Genomic DNA, 18850 nt, shown 5'->3' on the forward strand with positions numbered 1-18850 from the left:
TCGTTCTAGCAGCCATCAAGCTCTGCCAGCAACGTGCCCAGGGCGGCGCGATATTCTTCCGGATCGACCGTGAAATCGAAGTGGCTCGGTCCCCAGGCCCCTTTTTCGCGCATCTGGCTGCTATGCCCGGCAAGGCAGGCATAATCGAGGCCCGCCGCATCAGCCAGCGTGTAGTAATATGGGAAGACATGGTCGGTGGGCACCAGTTCCATGACCTTGGTACCCGGATGGCAAAGCGCAATATTGGTCAAGCCTGAACCATGCGCACCGACCACCAGTTCAGCTTGCCGGAAATGGCTGAACTCGTCGCTGACACGCGCATGATCATAGATTTCGAGCCCCATTTCCCGCGAAATGGCCTCGATCTCTGCCGCGTTCGCGATGAGGCGCTTGCCCAGGCGGGGCACAAAGAGCCGACGGCCAGCGCAAGCGACAGGCTGAAAAGGGCGCGCGAGCGTATCTGGCACCACGCGCGCATAGTTGCGCCGGGTCCCTGGAAAGGACGTGACCAGCAATCGATCCGCGACGATTTCGGGCACCCGGTTGGCCCAGACGCACTTGCTCTCGGCGATGCCGAGTGCGCCGAGCATTTGACGGGCAGATTTTGAAGGCGGCTCGTAAATATAGACGTGATCGATTGCGTCCAGCGTCCAACCGGCCTTGAGGGCAATGCCAAGCCGCGACACGCCGTCCAGCAGATAATGGCCATAGCTGTCCGAGGCAAATTCGCACACCAGCGAAAGACAGGTGCCCGCCAACCGCTTTGGCGGACGCAGCGAGAGTATCGAGGGCGAAGAGTAGAGCGCCTGGCCATACCAAGTCGTTTCCCGGACAACCGTGCCGGATGACGAACAGCATTTGCCGGACCGGCCCGATGCGCGGCCATTGGGCAGTGTATAAACCCCCAGTGCCGGGATCGGATCGATCATGCTCGCGAAATCGACGTCCAAGGTGCCAAAACGACGCGGTGGCGTGCGGACACGATCGTCTGCAGCGAACGCCTCGGACCAGCTGTCAGGATGAGCAGCGCTATATGCAGCGTGCGTCGTGGCAACGCTGCGGGGCGGACGAACAACCGCCTTGGCTACCGCTTTAAGCAAGCCCTTCATGTGCCTCTCTTACAACGGACCGGCGCGTTAGCGAACCCCGATCAAGACGGAAACAGCCTTGGCATGGGAGCGCACCTAACCAGGATAAAGGGGGCTAGGGATGCACTGTTGCCTCTGGCCCGTTACTCCCACGGCAACGAAAATACTGCCATATACCAAGAAAAATCGGACGTATTTTGCCGAGTAGTATTGACAATGATAGCATTATTCAAATTAAATATTTAAACTACGCGTGTTTGTAACCGACCGCCAGCGTTGAACGAAAATATAATTGGGCGCTGCGCTAACCAACTTTTCGCCACCGAAACTTGTCCTCACGAATCGTCAATTTTGCGCGTACAGGCGATTCTCAACGTCCCTTTTTATCGGCTCAAATGAGCGATAATGGACGGTGCCGAGCAGATTTATAACATCGAGTGTCTAATAAATTGGACAGGTGGTTATCAACAGTGTTATACACAGGCGTAAGCAATAATGTGGCCAGGGAGCCAACTGCCGGACTGAGGAAAACACTGCCATGCTCGCCGTGATTTATGCTTTGTTTTTCGTCTGTTCTGCGGTTTTTGCTGTGGCAGCTATCCGCCAATCGCTGACTGATCATCAGGATCGGATTGCAGCGCTGTTTACCGAACAGCGCTCGCAGGATCAGGAAGACATCATCACGGTGACGATCGCGCCAGCCATGGTGTTCATCGCAGCGCCTGCTCCCGATTTCGCGTCGCGCAATGCGCTCACCATGACACCAAGGGCCTATGCCTTCAGCCGCGCGGGCAAACTCATATGCGCCTCGCTGCCAGCGCCTGCTTCATCGGTCGGCGGCTTCCGGCTTCGGGGCGATGATAGCGCTGTAGCATGGTCCTCCCAGGGCTCTGGCGGCCTGCCAATGGCCCGCCGATCGCGCCCTGCAGCGGCCAGCCTTGCCTTGCCGCCCGGCACGAGGCCCTGGCAGCGGCGCCTGTCGGTCATCGTTGGCGCTGCCCATCCCCTCAGGGCCGACTCCACCCGGCTCATGCTTATTGCAGCACGGTGAAGCACGCTCTGGGATCCGGTTCCTGCGCGCCCACTTCCAGAAAGCCCGTGAAGCCCCCCTATTGCACCACTCGGCTTTCATAGACCGGCCTTCCGCCCGGCAGCAGATGCGCGGCCATGAAATCGGCGGTGCGTTTCGCAAGCGACTGGCCATCGACGGTACGGACGAAAAAGCCGCTGCCGTTGAAGTCATGCCCCGCGCCAGCCAGCGTATAGAAAGTGAAGGGCACACCGACCTGGCGGGCGCGGTCGGTCAGTTCGGTGGCTTCGCTGAAGGATACGGTGGTGTCCGCGGTCCCATGCATCACGAATAGCGGGGCCTCGCCATTCTGCAGGTCGGTGTCGCGGAACAGCCCCCCCCAGTAATCGACCACCACGCGCGGCTCGGGCCGGGCAATGCCATAGGGATTCAGCGAATAGGCCGTGTGCAGCACGGTATAGGCGCCGGCGGACGAGCCCCAATAGGCGATGCGGGTGGGATCGATGCAGAAGCTCGCAGCATTGGCCTGCATCCAGCGCAGCGCGCGCACCGAATCTTCGACCGCCGCGACAAAGGCCGTCACCCTGGGCGACTGCTGGCTGGGATCGAGTGCGCGATAATCGCGTTCGAACGCTGCAAACTCGCTCGAGATGACCGGATTGTCGCCCTGCAGGCGATATTGAATCGAGATCAGGTTGATGCCGAGCGGAGCCAGCTCATCGGCCATCGCCACGACCTGCTGCCCCTTGCGGCTGCCCCCGACAAAGCCGCCGCCATGGACGTAGAGCACCGTGGGGCGCGGATTGGTGCAGCTCTGGTTGGGCCGGTAGCTGTCGAGGAACAGGGGGATAGAGCCGCTGGTGGTCGGACCATCGCCATAGCGGATATCGGCGCTGAGCACCGCACCGGTGGGCGGAGGCGATGGCGTCGGGCTGGGCGCGGGCGTGGGTGCCGGGGTTGGCGCGGGCGACGGGGCCGGGGTGCCGGTCGATGGCGGCAATTGCACCGGTGCGGTCGGGGACGCCCCGCCACCGCCACATGCCGTCAAACCGCCCAGCAATACCAGGCCGAGCATCAACCCGTGACTGTGCAAATTGCGCTTGAGACCCGCTTTCATGCTGCGCCCTCCGCCGAAGACCGGCAGCATAGGGCCGCGCCAGCATTGCTGTCCAGCCTCCCCAGCGTAGCGATGACCGCGCGGCTTATTCGAGCGCGGTGATGATCGCGCTGAAGTCCAGCCCCTGCGCGTCCGCCTCGACGAACGCCGCATAGATCGCTTCGGCCCGCTCGCCCATCGGCACGCGCGCACCGCTCGCCTTGGCGGCTTCGAGCGCGAGGCGCATGTCCTTGAGCATCAGCGCGGCGGCGAAGCCTCCGGCATAGCCGTTGTCGGCGGGGCTGGCGGGGCCGACGCCGGGGACGGGGCAATAGCTCGTCATCGACCAGCTTTGCCCTGAGGCCTTGGACGAGATATCGTAGAAGGTCTGGAGGTCGAGCCCCAGTTTCTTCGCCAGCGCAAAGGTCTCGCAAGTCGCGGCCATGGTCGCGCCCAGCAGCATGTTGTTGCAGATCTTCGCCGCCTGGCCTGCGCCATTGTCGCCGGCATGGATCACCGCCTTGCCCATATCGGCGAGGATCGGTTCGGCGCGGGCAAAACCGTCCGCGCTGCCGCCAACCATGAAGGTGAGCGTGCCGCCATTGGCCGCCGCGATTCCGCCCGAGACCGGGGCATCGACCGCCTCCAGCCCGCGCGCCTTGGCAGCGCTCGCGACATCGCGCGCGGTATCGACATCGATAGTCGAACAATCGATCAGCAGCGTGCCCGCCCTAGCCGCGCCGAACACGGTGTCTTTGTACACGGCCGCGACATGCTTGCCCGCGGGCAGCATGGTGACGACGACATCCGCCTCGCTCACCGCCTGCACCGCGTCGGACACCGGATGGCACCCGGCGGCCCCGGCGCGCGCCAGCGCCTCGCCCGACAGGTCGAACGCGATGACCCTGTGCCCGGCCTTGGCGAGGTTCGCCGCCATGCCACCGCCCATATTGCCCAGGCCGATAAATCCGATGGTCGCCATTCAAGTCTCTCCGCTATCTTCAAGCGCGTCTGCGCGCGCTTCGATCAAATCCCATCGGTTGCCGTAAAGATCGGCAAACACCGCGACCTTGCCATAGACCTCGTGGCGCGGCGCTTCGGCAAAGGCGACGCCCGCCGCGACCATGCGCGCATGATCAGCGTCAAAGTCGGATGTGTGGACGAAATAGGCCACGCGCCCGCCTGCCGCCCTGCCGACTGCAGCCAGTTGCTCCTCGGATGTGGCTCGAGCAAGCAGCAGCTGCCCGCCATGCGCACCACCGACCCGGACCCAGCGCTTGCCGCCGCCCAGATCGCTGTCCTCGAACACGCGCCAATCCAGCGCCGCAGTGAACCAGGCGATGGCCTCGTCATAATCGCGGACCAGATAGGCGCTATAGGCAAGCTGCACGGTCAGGCGCTCCGCTCAACCCATGGTCGGGATGACAAAGGCGTTGCCGCCATCCACCGCGCCATCAGGCCAGCGCGCGGTCACGGTCTTGATCTTGGTCCAGAACTTGACGCCTTCCATGCCGTGCTGGTTGGTGTCACCAAAGGCGCTGCGCTTCCAGCCGCCAAAGGTGTGGTACGCCACCGGCACCGGGATCGGCACGTTGATTCCGACCATGCCGACATTGACGCGCGCGGCGAACTCGCGCGCGGCATGGCCGTTGCGGGTGAAGATCGCAACGCCATTGCCATATTGGTGCTTGCTGGGCAGCGCGACGGCTTCCTCGAAATCCTTCGCGCGGACGATCTGCAGCACGGGGCCGAAAATCTCTTCCTTGTAGCTTTCCATGTCGGTGGTCACGCGGTCGAACAGCGTGGGGCCGACGAAAAATCCGTTTTCATGCCCCTGCAGCGTGAAGCCGCGGCCGTCGACGACCAGCTCGCCGCCCTCGTCGATACAGGTCTGGATCCAGCCTTCGACCTTCGCCTTGTGCGCGGCGGTGACCACCGGGCCGTAATCGGCATCGGGATCGGACGAGACGCCGAGGCGCAGCTGCTCGATTGCGGGAATCAGCTTGGCGCGCAGGCGATCTGCCGTCTCGTCGCCCACGGGGACGACCACGGGCAGCGCCATGCAGCGCTCGCCCGCCGAACCAAAGGCCGCGCCCGCAAGGTCCTTGACCACCTGGTCGAGGTCCGCATCGGGCATGACGATGCCATGGTTCTTCGCGCCGCCCATCGCCTGCACGCGCTTGCCCGCCGCGACACCGCGCTGATACAGGTAATGCGCAACATCGGACGATCCGACGAACGACACGCCCGCGATCGCCGGGTGATCGAGGATCGCGTCGACCATTTCCTTGTCGCCATGCACGACCTGCAGGATGCCATCGGGCAGGCCCGCTTCGCTCATCAGCTCGGCCAGGCGCACCGGCACCGAGGGGTCACGCTCGGACGGCTTGAGGATGAAGGCGTTGCCCGTCGCGATCGCGGGGCCGAACATCCACATCGGGATCATCGCGGGGAAGTTGAACGGCGTGATGCCAGCGCCGATGCCGATCGGCAGGCGCATCGAATAGACGTCGATGCCCGGGCCTGCGCCGTGGGTATATTCGCCCTTCACCGCATGCGGGATACCGCAGCAGAATTCGATGACTTCCAGCCCGCGCTGGATATCGCCCTTGGCATCGGCATGGACCTTGCCATGCTCGCTCGAGAGCAGAGCGGCGAGCTCGTCGATATGCGCCTCGACCAGCTCCTTGAACTTGAACATCACGCGGGCGCGGCGCTGCGGGTTGGTCGCGGCCCAGGCGGGCTGCGCGGCGAGCGCGGCATCGACCGCAGCATCGAGCACGGCAGCGCTGCCCAGATCGACCTTCGCCTGTACCGTGCCGCTATTGGGATCGAAAATGTCGGACTGGCGGGTGCTGGCGGGGGCGGTAACGCCGGGGGCCAGGCGGTGGGTGACGGTGCGCATCGATGCTCTCCTGTGCAAAGCCGTATCTTTGCCCGGCGCAATAGCTTCTGGCATTCATGCAAGCAATTGCGTAAAAACGTCACAGCAAGCTGCATAAATACAATGGCGGGAGCAGGGTGAACGATGGGCCGGACGGGCGCATGAACTGGGACGATCTGCGCATCTTCCTGATGCTGGCGCGCGCCGGATCGGTGGCAGAGGCCGCGCGGCGGCTGGAGATCGACCCGACCACGGTCGCACGCAGGCTGCAACGGCTGTCGGGCGATCTGCAATCGACGCTGTTCGAAGCGAGCGGCAAGGGCATTGCGCTCACCGAACATGGCCGCAAGCTGCTGCATTATGCGGAGGGCGCGGAACAATCGCTGGTCGATGCGCGCACCGAGCTGACCGGCGAGCAGACGGTGTTTGCGGGCACCATAAGGGTGAGCGTTGCCGAGGGCTTTGCCGCCTGGGTGATCAGCCGCAACCTGGCCGATTTCCACCGCCAGCACCCCGCGATCCGCATCGAGCTGGTCGCAACCAACGGCTTCCTCAACCCCTCCAAGCGCGAGGCGGACCTGGCAATCATGCTCTCGCGCCCGACCGCGGGGCCACTCAAGGTCCGCAAGCTGGTCGACTATCAGCTCGGCGTCTATGCAGGCCGCGACTATCTCGCCAATGCCGGGCCGATTGCGTCGGTCGAGGACCTGCGCCGTCACCCGCTGATCGGCTATATCCCCGATTTCATCTATGCCGACGAGCTGCGCTATCTCGACGAGATCGGCCCCGGCCTGGAACCGGTGCTGACCAGCTCGAGCATCAACGTCCAGCACAGCCTGATCGCCTCGGGCGCGGGCGTGGGGATTCTCCCGTGCTTCATCGGCGAACAGAATGCGCGGCTGGAGCGGGTGCTGGCGGGAAGCGTCGCGATCCATCGCAGCTTCTGGCTGGTCGTGCATCGCGACATGCGCAAGCTCGCGCGGGTCGATGCGTTCATCCGCTGGCTCGACGCGCTGGCGGAGCGGATCGCGCCGGTGATGGGGGAGGATGGATGAGCATGAATCGACGGGCAGCCAGATTTCCAGCTTTGCACCGGCGACCTTGCATATGGTCTGCAATATCGTGATCTGCTTTGGTGACTGCGGACAGGGTGGCTTCGCGGTTGACCTCGCCCGCTCCAAACCATAGCCCTGTAGGTAACGGACCGGGGGGACTATGGCCGACACATCAGCCGCTGAAGCAGTTCGCACCAAGGCGGACATCATCTATGTGCTGTTTTGGTTGATTGCCGTTCCGCTCGTGCTCGTCCTCACGGTCGTTATCAGCAGCCTGGTAGAGGACAGTACGTGGAGCATTGTTACGGCCATCGTCACCTTTCTGTTTGCCAGCGGGTTTGCCCTCACCTCCTTCGAGAGCCTTCGCAATCGCCAGAGACAATCGGAATACGCTTTGCGGTATCCAGGCTTTCGAGGCGCGACCTTTCCCGTTTACTATCTTCTGAAATGTGAGGGTGGTGCCGACACGGTCGAGTTTGATAATCAAGATGCGATCTATTCGCTTGCTGAAGCTCAAGACGAACTGTTTTTCCTCCGCAACAAGCGACCGGACGATATCGAAAGAATGCCTTTGGGTGAGCTTGTCACGGTCCGGGGCTGGTCAAAACCGCTTGCGATCCCCCTTCATGAAGTTGTCGATGTGACGGTCATCGAACGGAGCGATGAAGAAATTGCCAGCAGCTCTATCGATCATCGAGATTTTGCCGAGCGGCTTGGCTCCCAGATCGCACAGCAGCTCACCGGCACGAAGATCAAAACGACCATCATTCCCTATGCCGCATTTGTGGTAATCACGTTGCGCAAGGAACGTGGTACCGGCATCATCTTGCTTGCAGTCCCGACTACGGTCACGGCTGCCGCCCTGAAAACCATGGGCGAACGAATTCAAGACGATGACTATGAACTGCCCTGGTTGATCGGCGCGGCTGTCGATGCCGCGGTGAGTGAAGTGCAAGATCAGGCACCTGACGAAATCGGCGATCTGACGAATGAAACGCTCGGCCAAGGCGTTCAGACAGCGGCCGAAATAGGCGGAGCCGTAAGCGAAGCCTTGGGTTGGCTAGATCCGGATGCCGCAACCATTTCCAGTACGTCCGGCGCCCGTGGACGCCAGATGGCGCGCCTTATTGCGCTGCGTATCAATCAGCGGAGCGGGCGCATCGCGGTTCATTGACCAGCTGTCGCGGGCCAATGCTTATCCCTCAAGGCACCACCACCTGCCGGATCGCCGTCCCGCTCGCCAGTTCATCGAACAGCGCGTTGATCTCTGACAGCGGGCTCACCGAGCTCAGCAGCTTCTCCACCGGCATGCGTCCGGCGCGCCACAGGGCGATGTAGCGCGGGATGTCGCGCGAGGGGATGGCGTTGCCCATATAGCTGCCCATCAGCGTCTTGCCGTCGCCGACCAGCGACACGGCGGGGATCGAAAGCATGTCCGCCGGGTTCGGAAGCCCCACGGTGACGATCCGCCCGCCGCGCCGCGCGAGGCCATAGGCTTTTGCCAGCACCGGGGCCTTGCCGACGGTTTCGATCACCAGATCGGGCTTGCGGCCCAAGGCTGCGACCACCGCCTCTTCGCCATCCTCGGGAGGCACAGCGGCCATTGCGCCCAGTTCCAGCGCCAGCGCGCGCTTGGTGGGCATGGGGTCGATCGCGATCACCGGATGCGCACCGCCCGCGATCGCGGCCATCAGCGCAGCGAGGCCGACGCCGCCCAGGCCATAGACGACGACGCTCTCGCCTGCGCGCAAGGCTCCACCGTTGAGCACCGCGCCCGCGCCGGTCAGCACCGCACAGCCGAAGAGCGCAGCGATCTCCACCGGAATGTCGCTGTCGATCTTCACCGCCGAGCGCCGGTCGACCACGGCATGCGTCGCGAAGGCCGAGGAGCCCAGATGATGCTGCACCGGCACGCCGTTCTCGGACAATCGCCGCTCGCCGCCCAGCAGCGTCCCCGCGCCGTTCGCCGCGGCGCCATTGCCGCAGAGATAGCCCTCGCCCGAATGGCAGCTGGGGCAATATCCGCACAGAGGCAGGAAGCTCAGCACCACGCGGTCACCGGCGGCGAAATGCTGCGCAGCAATCGCGCCGGGCTCGAGCACTGTCGCCACCGCCTCATGCCCCAAAGCCATCGGCATCGGGCGCGGGCGGTCGCCGTTGATCACGGAAAGGTCGCTATGGCAGAGCCCAGCAGCCTCGATCTTCACCAGCATCTCGTCCGCTCCTGGCGGGGCGAGATCGACCTCGGCCAGGCGCAGCGGGCGGGTGTCGGCATAGGGGCCCTTGTGGCCGATGCGGTCGAGAATGGTCGCGGTGATCTTCATAAGCTCACCTCATGCCGTCTCGCCCGCCCGCCCGCAAGCGCCGCGCCGCCTCCTCGCCCGACTAGCGAACAGATGCCAGCTGGTACATGATCTCGGCATAGCCCAGGGTTGCCTCGGTAATCCCGGCGACCTTGGGGTTGGTCGATTCCACGACATAATATTCGTCAGGCGCGTGCGCGCCGCTGCCATGGCCGATGCCGAAATGGCCGGCGGGGATGCTGACCGGCGGGGCGGTGAACACCGCACCCGGCCAGGAGCCTGCGAGCCGCGGGTTGAGGTTCGCCTTGACGCCGAGCTTGGCATAGGCGGCCAGTTCCGCCTTGATCAGCCGGCTGTCCTCCGACACCTCGGTCGGATCATAGCCGCCCGAGACATTGGCCTCGACATCGCTGAAGCCGTTCTTGTCGAGATGCGCGCGCAGTTTCGCTTCGGCCTCGGCGCGGGTCTGGTTGGGCACGAGCCGGAAATCGAGCTTGGCGACCGCGCGTCCGGGCAGCACCGTCTTGCCGCCGGGACCGGTATAGCCCGCGACCAGCCCTTCGATATTCGCCGTCGGCTCCTGCGCCAGCCGCACCAGTGCCTGGTCGAACGGCAGGTCGTCGATCCAGTGGGTGACGCCGAAGGACTGCTTCATCTGCGCCTCGTTCATCCCCTTGGCGGCCTCGGCGATCAGCGCCTTTTCGCGGTCCGTCAGCGGGCGCACATTGTCGCTCCATCCGCCGATCGCGACATTGTTGCCATCGGGCGTGACCAGCGTCTGCAGCGCCTGAACCAGCCGCCATGTCGGGGAATCGATCATCGCCTTGTAGCTGGAATGGACGTCACCCTTGGGCCCCCTGCCCCATTTCGCGCCGCTGGCGACCAGTTCCAGTTCGATCACGCCCTTGGAGCCGAGATTGACCTGCACCTCGCCATTCGTCCCCTGCCAGCTCGCCGGAATGAAAATGCCCTCGCACTTTTTCAGCGCGGACAGCACATCGGGGCGAGTCGCGATCTGCTTGAAATTGGGCGATCCGATCTCCTCCTCGCCCTCGCACAGCAGGACCAGGTTGACCGGCGGCTTGACCCCGGCCTTTTTCATCGCGTGCAGCGTGGCGAGCAGCGTTGCCTCCGGTCCCTTCTGGTTCACCGCGCCACGACCCATGATAGCCTTGCCCCAGCCGGGCTTGTCGACGATCCGCGCCTCCAGCGGCGGCGAGGACCATTCCGCCGGGTCAAACTGCTTGACGTCGTACATGAAATAGATGCCCAGCGTCCGCTTGGCGCCATTGTCCATCACCCCGAAGACGCCGGGATGGCCATCGGACGGCACGGTGGTGACGCCGGCAAAGCCCGCCGACTTGGCCAGGTCGACCATATAAGCCGCGCCTTCGGCCATGTTGAGATTCTCTGCCGCAATCGAGGGGAGCTTGATCCAGTCCTGGATGCGCTTGATGTCCGCGTCGCGGTTGCTCTCCGCCGCCTTGCGGATGCGCGCCATCTCGCTTTCCGCCGCTGCCAGCGCCGCGCCGCCTGTGCCGGTCAGCGCCATGCCAGAGCCGATCAGGGCAGCAGAGCGCAGCATGGTGCGGCGGTTCGGATTGGTGGCGGTCGTGTCAGTCATGATGGTTTCAGCCTCGCAGCAGCAGTGGGAAGGCGGCAGGCTGGACCAGCGGAACCGGCGATGCAAGTCGTAACGTGATGTAAACGGATGGCTCGCTAAATCCTTGAATCACAAGGGCCTATCGGGGGGCCTGAGCTGCGAGCCCAATGCATTATGTTGAACCAGAATTTCGTCCATCAGCATGCGGAATTGCTGACACAGGCGGACGCCATCCTCACCGCGGTGGGCCAGGGCAATGATGACGCTTTGGGCAAATTGCCCAGCATGCGGCTGGCCTTCTCGCGCCTGGTCAACAGCCATTGCAGCGTCGAGATCAAGCTGGTCAACAACCAGGCAGACACGATGGAAAAGGACGCGGAAAAATCCCTGCTGCTGCGCCGCTTTCATGACGAGCTGCTGGCCTGGCGCGCGGATCTGATGGATTGCAACGCGCGTTGGCCGCAGCGGCGGGTGGCAGAGGATCGCAGCGGCTTTGTTGCGGCCTTTCGTAGCCTGACCGACCGGCTCAAGGCCCGCGTCTCATGGGAGGAGCGGACCTTCTACCCAGCTATATTCGGGCAAGCCAGGCGGCGCTGATCATTCCACCCAGGCCGTACGGCTGCGGGTGACGTGGAACAGCGGCTGCATAGGCTGGGCAGCGACATCGGCAAGCGGGATCGCCGTTGCGCAGACGGCGCATTCCGCGCTCATCCGGCCGATATGCCAGCTCTTGCCGCCACAGCCGGGGCAGTGGTTCACATCGCTTTGATGATAGAGCGGCATGAAGCCGCGCCCCGAGATGCGACGGGCAAAGGCATGGCCTGCCGCCAGCGCCTGGGCGGGGTCGAATGTGGGTCGGGGAAAGTGCATCGTCATGGCCTGTTATCCTCGATAGCTCCCATGCCTTACGCACGGACGGCAAAACGGTTTCCTTGCGCGACCAACCGTTCATCGCATCTGTATCAGCCTCGGCTGGCTACGCTGTGACGGGCGGTATGAATTTCCTGAACGCCGCACAACAAATGCCGCTTGCCGTTCGCAACATTTGATATAAATATGATATCATATTTTTCGACTCGGAGGGCGTTTCCCATGCAGCAGAATTCCTCTTTTGACGGCGGACCGGACAGCGGCGCGATGGTGGCCAGCACCGAAAGCCATGCCAGCACCTTCAACGGCTATATCTTCCTGTTGCTGATGCTGGGATCGATGCTGCTGCCGGTGCTCGGCGTCGTGATGGCCAAGGGTGGCAACCCGCTGGGCTTCGGCCTGATGATCTTCGGCGGGCTGGCCTTTCTGCTGATCATCTCGGGTTTCTACATGCTCAACCCCAATGAGGCGGCGGCGATCCAGCTGTTCGGCAGCTACAAGGGCACCGATCGCAACACCGGTCTGCGCTGGCGCTGGCCGTGGCTGAGCCGCAAGAAGATCTCGGTGCGCGTGCACAATGTGACGTCGGAAAAGGTCAAGGTGAACGACCTTCGCGGCAACCCGGTGGAGATCGCGACCAATGTCGTGTGGCGCGTGTCCGACACCGCCAAGGCGCTGTTCGATGTCGAGAATTACCAGGAGTTCGTCGACATCCAGATCGAAAGCGCGGTCCGCGTCATCGGTGCGCGCTACCCCTATGACGATTTCAACGCCGACGAAGTGACGCTGCGCGGCGATGCCGACGAGGTCAGCCACGAGCTTGAAAAGCAGCTGCAGGAACGCGTCGGAACGGCCGGCGTGCAGATCGACGAATGCCGCCTGACGCACCTCGCTTATGCGCCGGAAATCGCCCAGTCGATGCTGCGCCGCCAGCAGGCCGAAGCGGTGATCGCGGCGCGTTCGCGGCTGGTCGAAGGCGCGGTAACCATGGTCGAACATGCGCTGGCGATGCTGAGCGAGAAGAACGTCGTGCACCTGGACGACGAACGCAAGGCGGCGATGGTCTCGAACCTCATGGTGGTGCTGTGCGGCGAACGCGACACCCAGCCGGTGGTCAATGCCGGGTCGCTCTATTGAGCTGACCATCAGAGCCAGCCATGGCCGCCCCGCCCAAGAAACCCTTTGCCCTGCGCCTCGATCCGTCGCTTCACGCGGCGATCGAGCGCGCAGCCGCGCAGGAGCTGCGCAGCGTCAATGCAGAGATCGAGATCCTGCTGCGCGAGGCACTGGCGCGGCGCGGGATCAAGCTTGCGCCACCAGAGCAAAGGCCGAGGGGGCGGCCGCCCAAGGAATGATGCCGCGCAGCAACGGGCCTGGCCGAACCATCGTTCGCTATTGCGGCCCGACCGTGCTAGGGTCGCCGCATCCGATAACCGTGATCGCCGATAACGCGCGCAATCGCGCGCGCTGCTGCCTGATTGTCTGGAAATCGGACGAGGAGAGTATGCTGTGCGCATCACCGAAAAATTCTGCCGTGAGCAGGAAAGCCTGCAGCTCGCCAAGGCCGCCGCCGAACCGCTCAAGAACCGCCAGGGCATCGCGCTCGATGCGGCCAAGGCCTGGAATGCCGCCGCCAAGATCGCGCACAAGCATGAAGCCGGAATGCAGCCGCTCGACAAGCTGGACGCCGCCATCGTCCGTGAATTTGCCGAAGAGGACGTCGCGCTGGCGCTTGGCGGTCAAGCCGCGCCCGCCGAAGAGTTCGCCGCCGCGCTGCACTGAGCACGTTGGGCGCACCCCATCGAGGATGTTCAATCCCCGGTGGGTGCCCATTCGGCGAACACGGCATCCAGCTGAGGCCGTGGCCGCTCTTCGAGCGGCTGGCTTGCGGTACCGATGAACAAAAAGCCCGCGATCTGCTCCGGCGCTGCCCCGAACAGGTCACGCACCGCATCGCTATAGCTCGGCCAGCCGGTGATCCAGCCGCCGACAAAGCCCTGCGCGTGCACCGCGTGCAGCAGGTTCATCACGAACGCCCCTGCCGAAAGCTGCTGTTCCCACAGCGGAATCTTGCTCGATTCGCGGGGGCTGAACAGAACGACCAGCAGCTCGGGCGCCTGCCGTGCGAATGTCTCCATCGCCTCGATCTCCAGCCGCCCGGCCTCGGGCTTTTCGGCGCGATAGGCGCTCGCGAGCTTTTCGGCGAAGGCATCGCGCTGATCGCTCGCGACATGCACCACGCGCCAGGGGTTCAGCTTGCCATGATCGGGCGTGCGCAGCGCCGTCGCTACAATCTGCCGGATCTGCGCGGCATCGGGGCCCGGCGCGATCATGTCGCGCGGGCGGCCCGAGCGGCGGCTGGCAAGATAGCGGGTCAGCGAGGAAAGATCGTTGAATTCGGTCACGCAAGGGCTCCGGCAGCAGGGGGGCAAGCGGCAGTCTGGTAACAACTGCAACAAGGCGCTTCACACCCGCGCATTTTTGTCTAGGTTGGCCGCCACGCTATGGACGGCCCAGGGACTGGCCGCCAACAGAAAATCGACGGGAGATATGCGATAATGGCCAGCGGTTATGCCGTGAGCGGCGATTCCAAGGGCACATTCCTGGGCCATCCCAAGGGCCTGTATGTGCTGTTCTTCGCGGAAATGTGGGAACGCTTTTCCTATTACGGCATGCGCGCGCTGCTGATCTTCTACCTCACCAAGCACTGGCTGTTTTCGGACGAGCAATCGGGCGTCATCTACGGCGCGTACACCGCCTTGGTCTACATCACCCCTGTGCTCGGCGGCTATCTCGCCGACCGCTATCTCGGCCAGCGCAAGGCGGTGACCTATGGCGCGGTGCTGCTGACCTTCGGCCATCTGCTGATGGGCTTTGAAGGCACGGGCGGGCAGGATCCGGCATCGCTCAGCATTTTCTGGCTGGCGCTCGCCTTCATCATCGTCGGATCGGGCTTCCTCAAGGCCAATATCTCGGTGATCGTCGGCCAGCTCTATCCGCGCACCGATGTGCGCCGCGATGGCGCGTACACGATCTTCTACATGGGCATCAACCTCGGCGCATTTCTCGGCTCGCTGGCCTGCGGCTATCTGGGCGAGGTCTATGACTGGTCCTATGGCTTCGGCGCGGCGGGCGTCGGCATGGCGCTGGGTCTCATCGTGTTCATCCTGGGCAAGCCGCTGCTGTGCGGACGCGGCGAAGCGCCCGATGCGGCAGCGCTCGCCAAGCCTGTCCTCGGCATCAAGCTCGAATGGCTGCTTTATGTGGTCGGCGTGGCAGCCGTTCTGGGCATCTGGGTGCTGATCCAGTATCAGGACGTGGTTGGCTGGCTGCTGCTCGCCTCGGGCGTCGCGCTGGTCGGCTATGTGCTGCTCACCGCCGTGACCAAGCTGCCGCGCGAAGACCGCGACCGCATTTTCGCGGCGATGTTCCTGATCCTCGGTTCGGTGCTGTTCTGGGCGCTGTTCGAACAGGCAGGCTCCTCGCTCAACCTCTATACCGACCGCTATGTCGACCGCGGCGGCGTGCCGGCCTCGGTCTTCCAGTCGGTCAATGCGATGTACATCGTGCTGCTCGCCCCGATCTTCGCGACCATCTGGACGCTGCTGGGCCGCAAGGGGCTGGAGCCCAGTGCCCCTGCCAAGTTCGGCCTGGCGATGATCCAGCTCGGCGCGGGCTTCCTGGTTCTCGTCGCAGGCGCGGCGGCGACCGGACCCGGCGTACCGACCCCGGTGCTGTTCATCTTCCTCATCTATCTGCTCCACACCATGGGCGAACTCTGCCTTTCCCCGGTCGGCCTCAGCGCGATGAACCGGCTCGCACCCGCGCACATGGCCTCGCTGATCATGGGCACCTGGTTCTTCGCATCGGCCTCGGGCAATTTCGCCGCCGGCCTGATCGCGGCGGCCACGGGTTCGGAAAAGGCGAGCGGCGAAGGCGCGGGCCAGCAGGTGGTGCTCGACGTCTATTCGCAGATCGGCTGGATCGCGATCGGTGTCGGCATCGGCGTGCTCGTCATCGCCCCGCTGATCAAGAAGCTGATGCACCTCGACACGCTCAAGGATGCCGAGCCGCTGGCAGGCGAGGACGAACTTGCCGAAAACCAGGCGGCAGGCGTCCATCCGGCCACGCGCGGTGCCTGATCGACACCAGAAAACCACTTCCGAACTGCGACAGGGAAATAGCATGCGATACGGGTATCTCGGCGTCTGTCTGGCGGCCATTGCGGTCGTCGGATGCGCCAACACGGCGACGACGGAACGGCCCGCAGCCGCCAGCGACAGCACGGCCAAGGCCGAGAAGGTCAGCATCAACGAAAACCCCTATCCCAGCACCTACAAGGCCTATCCGGGTGTCGCGACGGCGATCCGCAACGTCACCATCTTCGATGGCGAAGGCGGCCAGATCGACAATGGCGTGGTGTTCTTCACCGACGGCAAGATCACCGCAGTGGGAGGGGCGGACACGCCGATCCCGGCCGATATTGCGGTGTTCGACGGCACCGGCAAGTTCGTCACGCCCGGCATTATCGATATCCACAGCCATCTGGGCGACTATCCCTCGCCCGGCGTCTCGGCGCATTCGGACGGCAACGAGGCGACCAGCCCGGTGACCGCCGATGTCTGGGCCGAACACAGCGTCTGGCCGCAGGACCCCGGCTTCAGCCGCGCGCTGGCAAACGGCGGCGTCACCAGCCTGCAGGTCCTGCCGGGCTCGGCCAACCTGTTCGGCGGACGCTCGGTCACGCTGAAGAATGTCCCTGCCCGCACGATGCAGGCGATGAAATTCCCCGGCGCGCCTTATGGCCTCAAGATGGCGTGCGGCGAGAACCCCAAGCGCGTCTATGGCAGCCGCAACCAGAAGCCGGCCAGCCGCATGGGCAACCTTGCCGTCAACCGCCAGACCTGGGCGCGCGCGGCCGAATACAAGGCGCGCTGGGACGAGTACGAGAAAAAGGGCGGCACGCCCCCTGCCCGCGATATCGGCATGGATACGCTGAAGGCTGCGCTGGAAGGCAAGATCCAGATCCATAACCACTGCTATCGCGCGGATGAAATGGCCATCGTCATCGATATGGCCAAGGAGTTTGGCTACAAAGTGTCGACCTTCCACCACGCGGTGGAGAGCTATAAGATCGCTGACCTGCTGCGCGAGAACAACATCTGTTCCGCCGTCTGGGCCGACTGGTGGGGCTTCAAGATGGAATCCTATGACGGCATTCCGGAAAATGCCGCGATCATCCAGAACGCCGGCGCCTGCACCATCATCCATTCGGACGATCAGGACCAGATCCAGCGGCTCAACCAGGAAGCCGCCAAGGCACTGGGCGATGGCCGCCGGATGGGCTTCAACATTTCGGACGCCACCGCGATCCGCTGGCTGACCTATAACCCGGCCATGGCGATGGGCATCGCGGACAAGACGGGCAGCCTGAAGCCCGGCAAGATGGCCGATGTGGTGCTGTGGAATGCCAATCCGCTGTCCGTCTATGCCCGGCCCGAAAAGGTCTGGGTCGATGGCGCGCTGCTCTATGATGCGAACGATCCCAAACGCCGTCCGGTGAGCGATTTCGAGCTGGGCCAGCCGGGTGAGGGAGACACGAAATGATGAGGGTGTTTCTTTCCGCAGGCGTGGCAGCAGCCGCCATGCTCGCTGCCCCCGCCACCGCGCAGACCGTGGCGATCACCGGCGGCAAGCTGGTCATCGGCGATGGCAGCGCACCGATTGAAGGCGGCACCGTAGTGCTGCGCGATGGCAAGGTCGTCGCCGCCGGGGCTAGCGTTGCCGTGCCCGCAGGCGCGCAGGTCGTTGATGCCAGCGGCCGCTGGGTGACGCCGGGCCTGTTTGCCGGCTTCAGCCGCCTGGGCCTGGTCGAGGTCGAGGCGGTCAACGAAACCAATGACTCGAGCGCGAGCCGTGGCGATTTCTCCGCAGCGATCGATATCGTTCCGGCGATCAACCCCAAGGTCAGCGCGATTGCCGTCAACCGCGCTGCCGGCATCACCCGCGCGGTAGTGGCCCCGGCCGCTCCCGCTGCGATCTTCGCGGGCATGGGCGCGGTGATCGATCTGGGCGATGATTACAACGCCGTCACCAAGGGCCGCGCCTTCCAGTTCGTCGAGCTGGGCGAGACCGGATCATCCAAGGCCGGTGGCAGCCGCGCCTCGGCCTTTCTGGAATTCCGCAACGCGCTGATCGAGGCGCGCGCGCTCGCCAATGGCCAGCGCGGGCTGCCTGCGCATCCGCATGATGCGCTGCTCAACCGTCAGGATGCCGCCGCCCTGGTGCCGGTGGTCAATGGCGAAATCCGCCTGCTGGTGCATGTCGAGCGCGCGGCCGATATCCTCAACGTGCTCAAGCTGCGCGAGGAATTCCCCGCGCTCAAGCTGGTGCTGGTCGGCGTGTCGGAAGGCTGGCTGGTGGCGAACCAGATCGCGGCGGCGGGTGTCCCCGTCATCGCCTCGGCGCTCAACGACCTGCCATCGGAATTCGAAAAGACCGCCGCAACCCAGTCGAATATCGGCCGGATGAAGCGTGTCGGGGTCACCGTCTCGATCGGCATGATCAACGACAATGACGCGCATCGCCTGCATTATTCGCCGCAATATGCGGGCAATCTGGTCGCGCTTCAGCGTGTTCCGGGGGCCAGCGGGCTCAGCTGGGACCAGGCCTTTGCCGCGATCTCGTCGGGCCCGGCCCAGGCCATGGGCGTGGATGCGATGCTCGGCAGCCTGAAGCCCGGCCGCCAGGGCGATGTGGTGATCTGGGATGGCGACCCACTCGAGCTGTCGTCAGCGCCGGTGGCGGTGATGATCGACGGCGTGCAGCAGCCGCTGGACAACCGTCAGGCACGGCTGCGCGACCGCTATCGCACCCCGCAGGAAGGGGCTTTGCCCAAGGCGTATGAACGCTAAGATGCGG

At 64.1% G+C, this 18850-nt stretch carries 19 protein-coding genes; 10 read left to right on the top strand and 9 right to left on the bottom strand.

Going from position 1 to position 18850, the window contains the following annotated elements; translation table 11 throughout:
* Window positions 1-5: 5 nt before the first annotated feature.
* Entirely contained in the window at window positions 6-1109 is a 1104-nt protein-coding gene (locus tag OU999_10450) for a glycosyltransferase family 61 protein (protein ID WAC22182.1), read from the bottom strand.
* A gap of 517 nt (window positions 1110-1626) precedes the next feature.
* On the opposite strand from OU999_10450, the gene OU999_10455 reads away from it, so the two are divergent.
* A complete protein-coding gene (locus OU999_10455; GenBank protein ID WAC22183.1) occupies window positions 1627-2139 on the top strand; it encodes a hypothetical protein in 513 nt (170 codons plus the stop codon).
* Window positions 2140-2197: 58 nt separating this feature from the next.
* Here the strand turns inward: OU999_10455 and OU999_10460 are convergent, their stop codons facing one another.
* From OU999_10460 to OU999_10475, 4 genes are all read right to left on the bottom strand, one after another.
* Window positions 2198-3235 (bottom strand): alpha/beta hydrolase, encoded by a 1038-nt coding sequence (locus tag OU999_10460; GenBank protein WAC22184.1) that lies wholly within the window; start codon window positions 3233-3235, stop codon window positions 2198-2200.
* An 85-nt stretch (window positions 3236-3320) separates the two neighbouring features.
* Complete coding sequence (gene mmsB, locus OU999_10465) at window positions 3321-4196, bottom strand: 3-hydroxyisobutyrate dehydrogenase (GenBank protein ID WAC22185.1); 876 nt, start codon at window positions 4194-4196, stop codon at window positions 3321-3323.
* Window positions 4197-4604: a VOC family protein gene (locus OU999_10470; GenBank protein ID WAC22186.1), complete on the bottom strand. Its 408-nt coding sequence runs from the start codon at window positions 4602-4604 to the stop codon at window positions 4197-4199. It abuts the gene before it with no gap.
* A gap of 15 nt (window positions 4605-4619) precedes the next feature.
* On the bottom strand, window positions 4620-6119 hold the full coding sequence (locus OU999_10475) for a CoA-acylating methylmalonate-semialdehyde dehydrogenase (protein WAC22187.1): 1500 nt from the start codon (window positions 6117-6119) through the stop codon (window positions 4620-4622).
* Between the two features lie 140 nt (window positions 6120-6259).
* Between OU999_10475 and OU999_10480 the strand changes: the two genes are divergently transcribed.
* Window positions 6260-7153 (top strand): LysR family transcriptional regulator, encoded by an 894-nt coding sequence (locus tag OU999_10480; protein ID WAC25408.1) that lies wholly within the window; start codon window positions 6260-6262, stop codon window positions 7151-7153.
* A 160-nt stretch (window positions 7154-7313) separates the two neighbouring features.
* Window positions 7314-8327 (top strand): hypothetical protein, encoded by a 1014-nt coding sequence (locus OU999_10485; GenBank protein WAC22188.1) that lies wholly within the window; start codon window positions 7314-7316, stop codon window positions 8325-8327.
* Between the two features lie 28 nt (window positions 8328-8355).
* On the opposite strand, the gene OU999_10490 is transcribed toward OU999_10485, so the two are convergent.
* Both OU999_10490 and OU999_10495 read right to left on the bottom strand, forming a co-directional pair.
* Window positions 8356-9477 carry a zinc-binding dehydrogenase gene (locus OU999_10490; GenBank protein ID WAC22189.1) on the bottom strand — a complete coding sequence of 374 codons (1122 nt, stop codon included), beginning with the start codon at window positions 9475-9477 and terminating at the stop codon, window positions 8356-8358.
* Window positions 9478-9538: 61 nt separating this feature from the next.
* Window positions 9539-11080 (bottom strand): M20/M25/M40 family metallo-hydrolase, encoded by a 1542-nt coding sequence (locus tag OU999_10495; protein ID WAC22190.1) that lies wholly within the window; start codon window positions 11078-11080, stop codon window positions 9539-9541.
* Between the two features lie 153 nt (window positions 11081-11233).
* On the opposite strand from OU999_10495, the gene OU999_10500 reads away from it, so the two are divergent.
* Window positions 11234-11656, top strand: coding sequence for a hypothetical protein (locus tag OU999_10500; GenBank protein ID WAC22191.1), 423 nt, complete (start codon window positions 11234-11236; stop codon window positions 11654-11656).
* Here the strand turns inward: OU999_10500 and OU999_10505 are convergent, their stop codons facing one another.
* Window positions 11657-11935, bottom strand: a complete 279-nt coding sequence (locus tag OU999_10505) for a hypothetical protein (protein ID WAC22192.1) — start codon at window positions 11933-11935, stop codon at window positions 11657-11659. It abuts the gene before it with no gap.
* A 216-nt stretch (window positions 11936-12151) separates the two neighbouring features.
* On the opposite strand from OU999_10505, the gene OU999_10510 reads away from it, so the two are divergent.
* The 3 genes from OU999_10510 to OU999_10520 all read left to right on the top strand — a co-directional run bounded on the left by OU999_10510 (window position 12152) and on the right by OU999_10520 (window position 13711).
* Complete coding sequence (locus OU999_10510; GenBank protein WAC22193.1) at window positions 12152-13066, top strand: SPFH domain-containing protein; 915 nt, start codon at window positions 12152-12154, stop codon at window positions 13064-13066.
* A gap of 20 nt (window positions 13067-13086) precedes the next feature.
* The gene (locus tag OU999_10515) at window positions 13087-13284 is read left to right on the top strand and encodes a toxin-antitoxin system HicB family antitoxin (protein WAC22194.1); all 198 of its coding nucleotides are present in this window, start codon (window positions 13087-13089) and stop codon (window positions 13282-13284) included.
* A gap of 154 nt (window positions 13285-13438) precedes the next feature.
* The gene (locus OU999_10520) at window positions 13439-13711 is read left to right on the top strand and encodes a hypothetical protein (GenBank protein WAC22195.1); all 273 of its coding nucleotides are present in this window, start codon (window positions 13439-13441) and stop codon (window positions 13709-13711) included.
* A gap of 29 nt (window positions 13712-13740) precedes the next feature.
* Here the strand turns inward: OU999_10520 and OU999_10525 are convergent, their stop codons facing one another.
* A complete protein-coding gene (locus OU999_10525) occupies window positions 13741-14334 on the bottom strand; it encodes a nitroreductase (protein WAC22196.1) in 594 nt (197 codons plus the stop codon).
* Between the two features lie 153 nt (window positions 14335-14487).
* On the opposite strand from OU999_10525, the gene OU999_10530 reads away from it, so the two are divergent.
* Genes OU999_10530 through OU999_10540 form a run of 3 tightly spaced genes read left to right on the top strand, consistent with a single transcriptional unit; the run spans window position 14488 to window position 18843 of the window.
* Window positions 14488-16071 carry a peptide MFS transporter gene (locus tag OU999_10530; GenBank protein WAC22197.1) on the top strand — a complete coding sequence of 528 codons (1584 nt, stop codon included), beginning with the start codon at window positions 14488-14490 and terminating at the stop codon, window positions 16069-16071.
* A gap of 43 nt (window positions 16072-16114) precedes the next feature.
* Window positions 16115-17536, top strand: a complete 1422-nt coding sequence (locus OU999_10535; protein WAC22198.1) for an amidohydrolase — start codon at window positions 16115-16117, stop codon at window positions 17534-17536.
* The gene (locus OU999_10540) at window positions 17533-18843 is read left to right on the top strand and encodes an amidohydrolase family protein (GenBank protein WAC22199.1); all 1311 of its coding nucleotides are present in this window, start codon (window positions 17533-17535) and stop codon (window positions 18841-18843) included. The genes OU999_10535 and OU999_10540 overlap by 4 nt, the downstream gene beginning before the upstream one ends.
* Window positions 18844-18850: the final 7 nt, after the last annotated feature.

Source organism: Blastomonas sp. SL216, assembly GCA_026625625.1.
Lineage (GTDB): Bacteria > Pseudomonadota > Alphaproteobacteria > Sphingomonadales > Sphingomonadaceae > Blastomonas.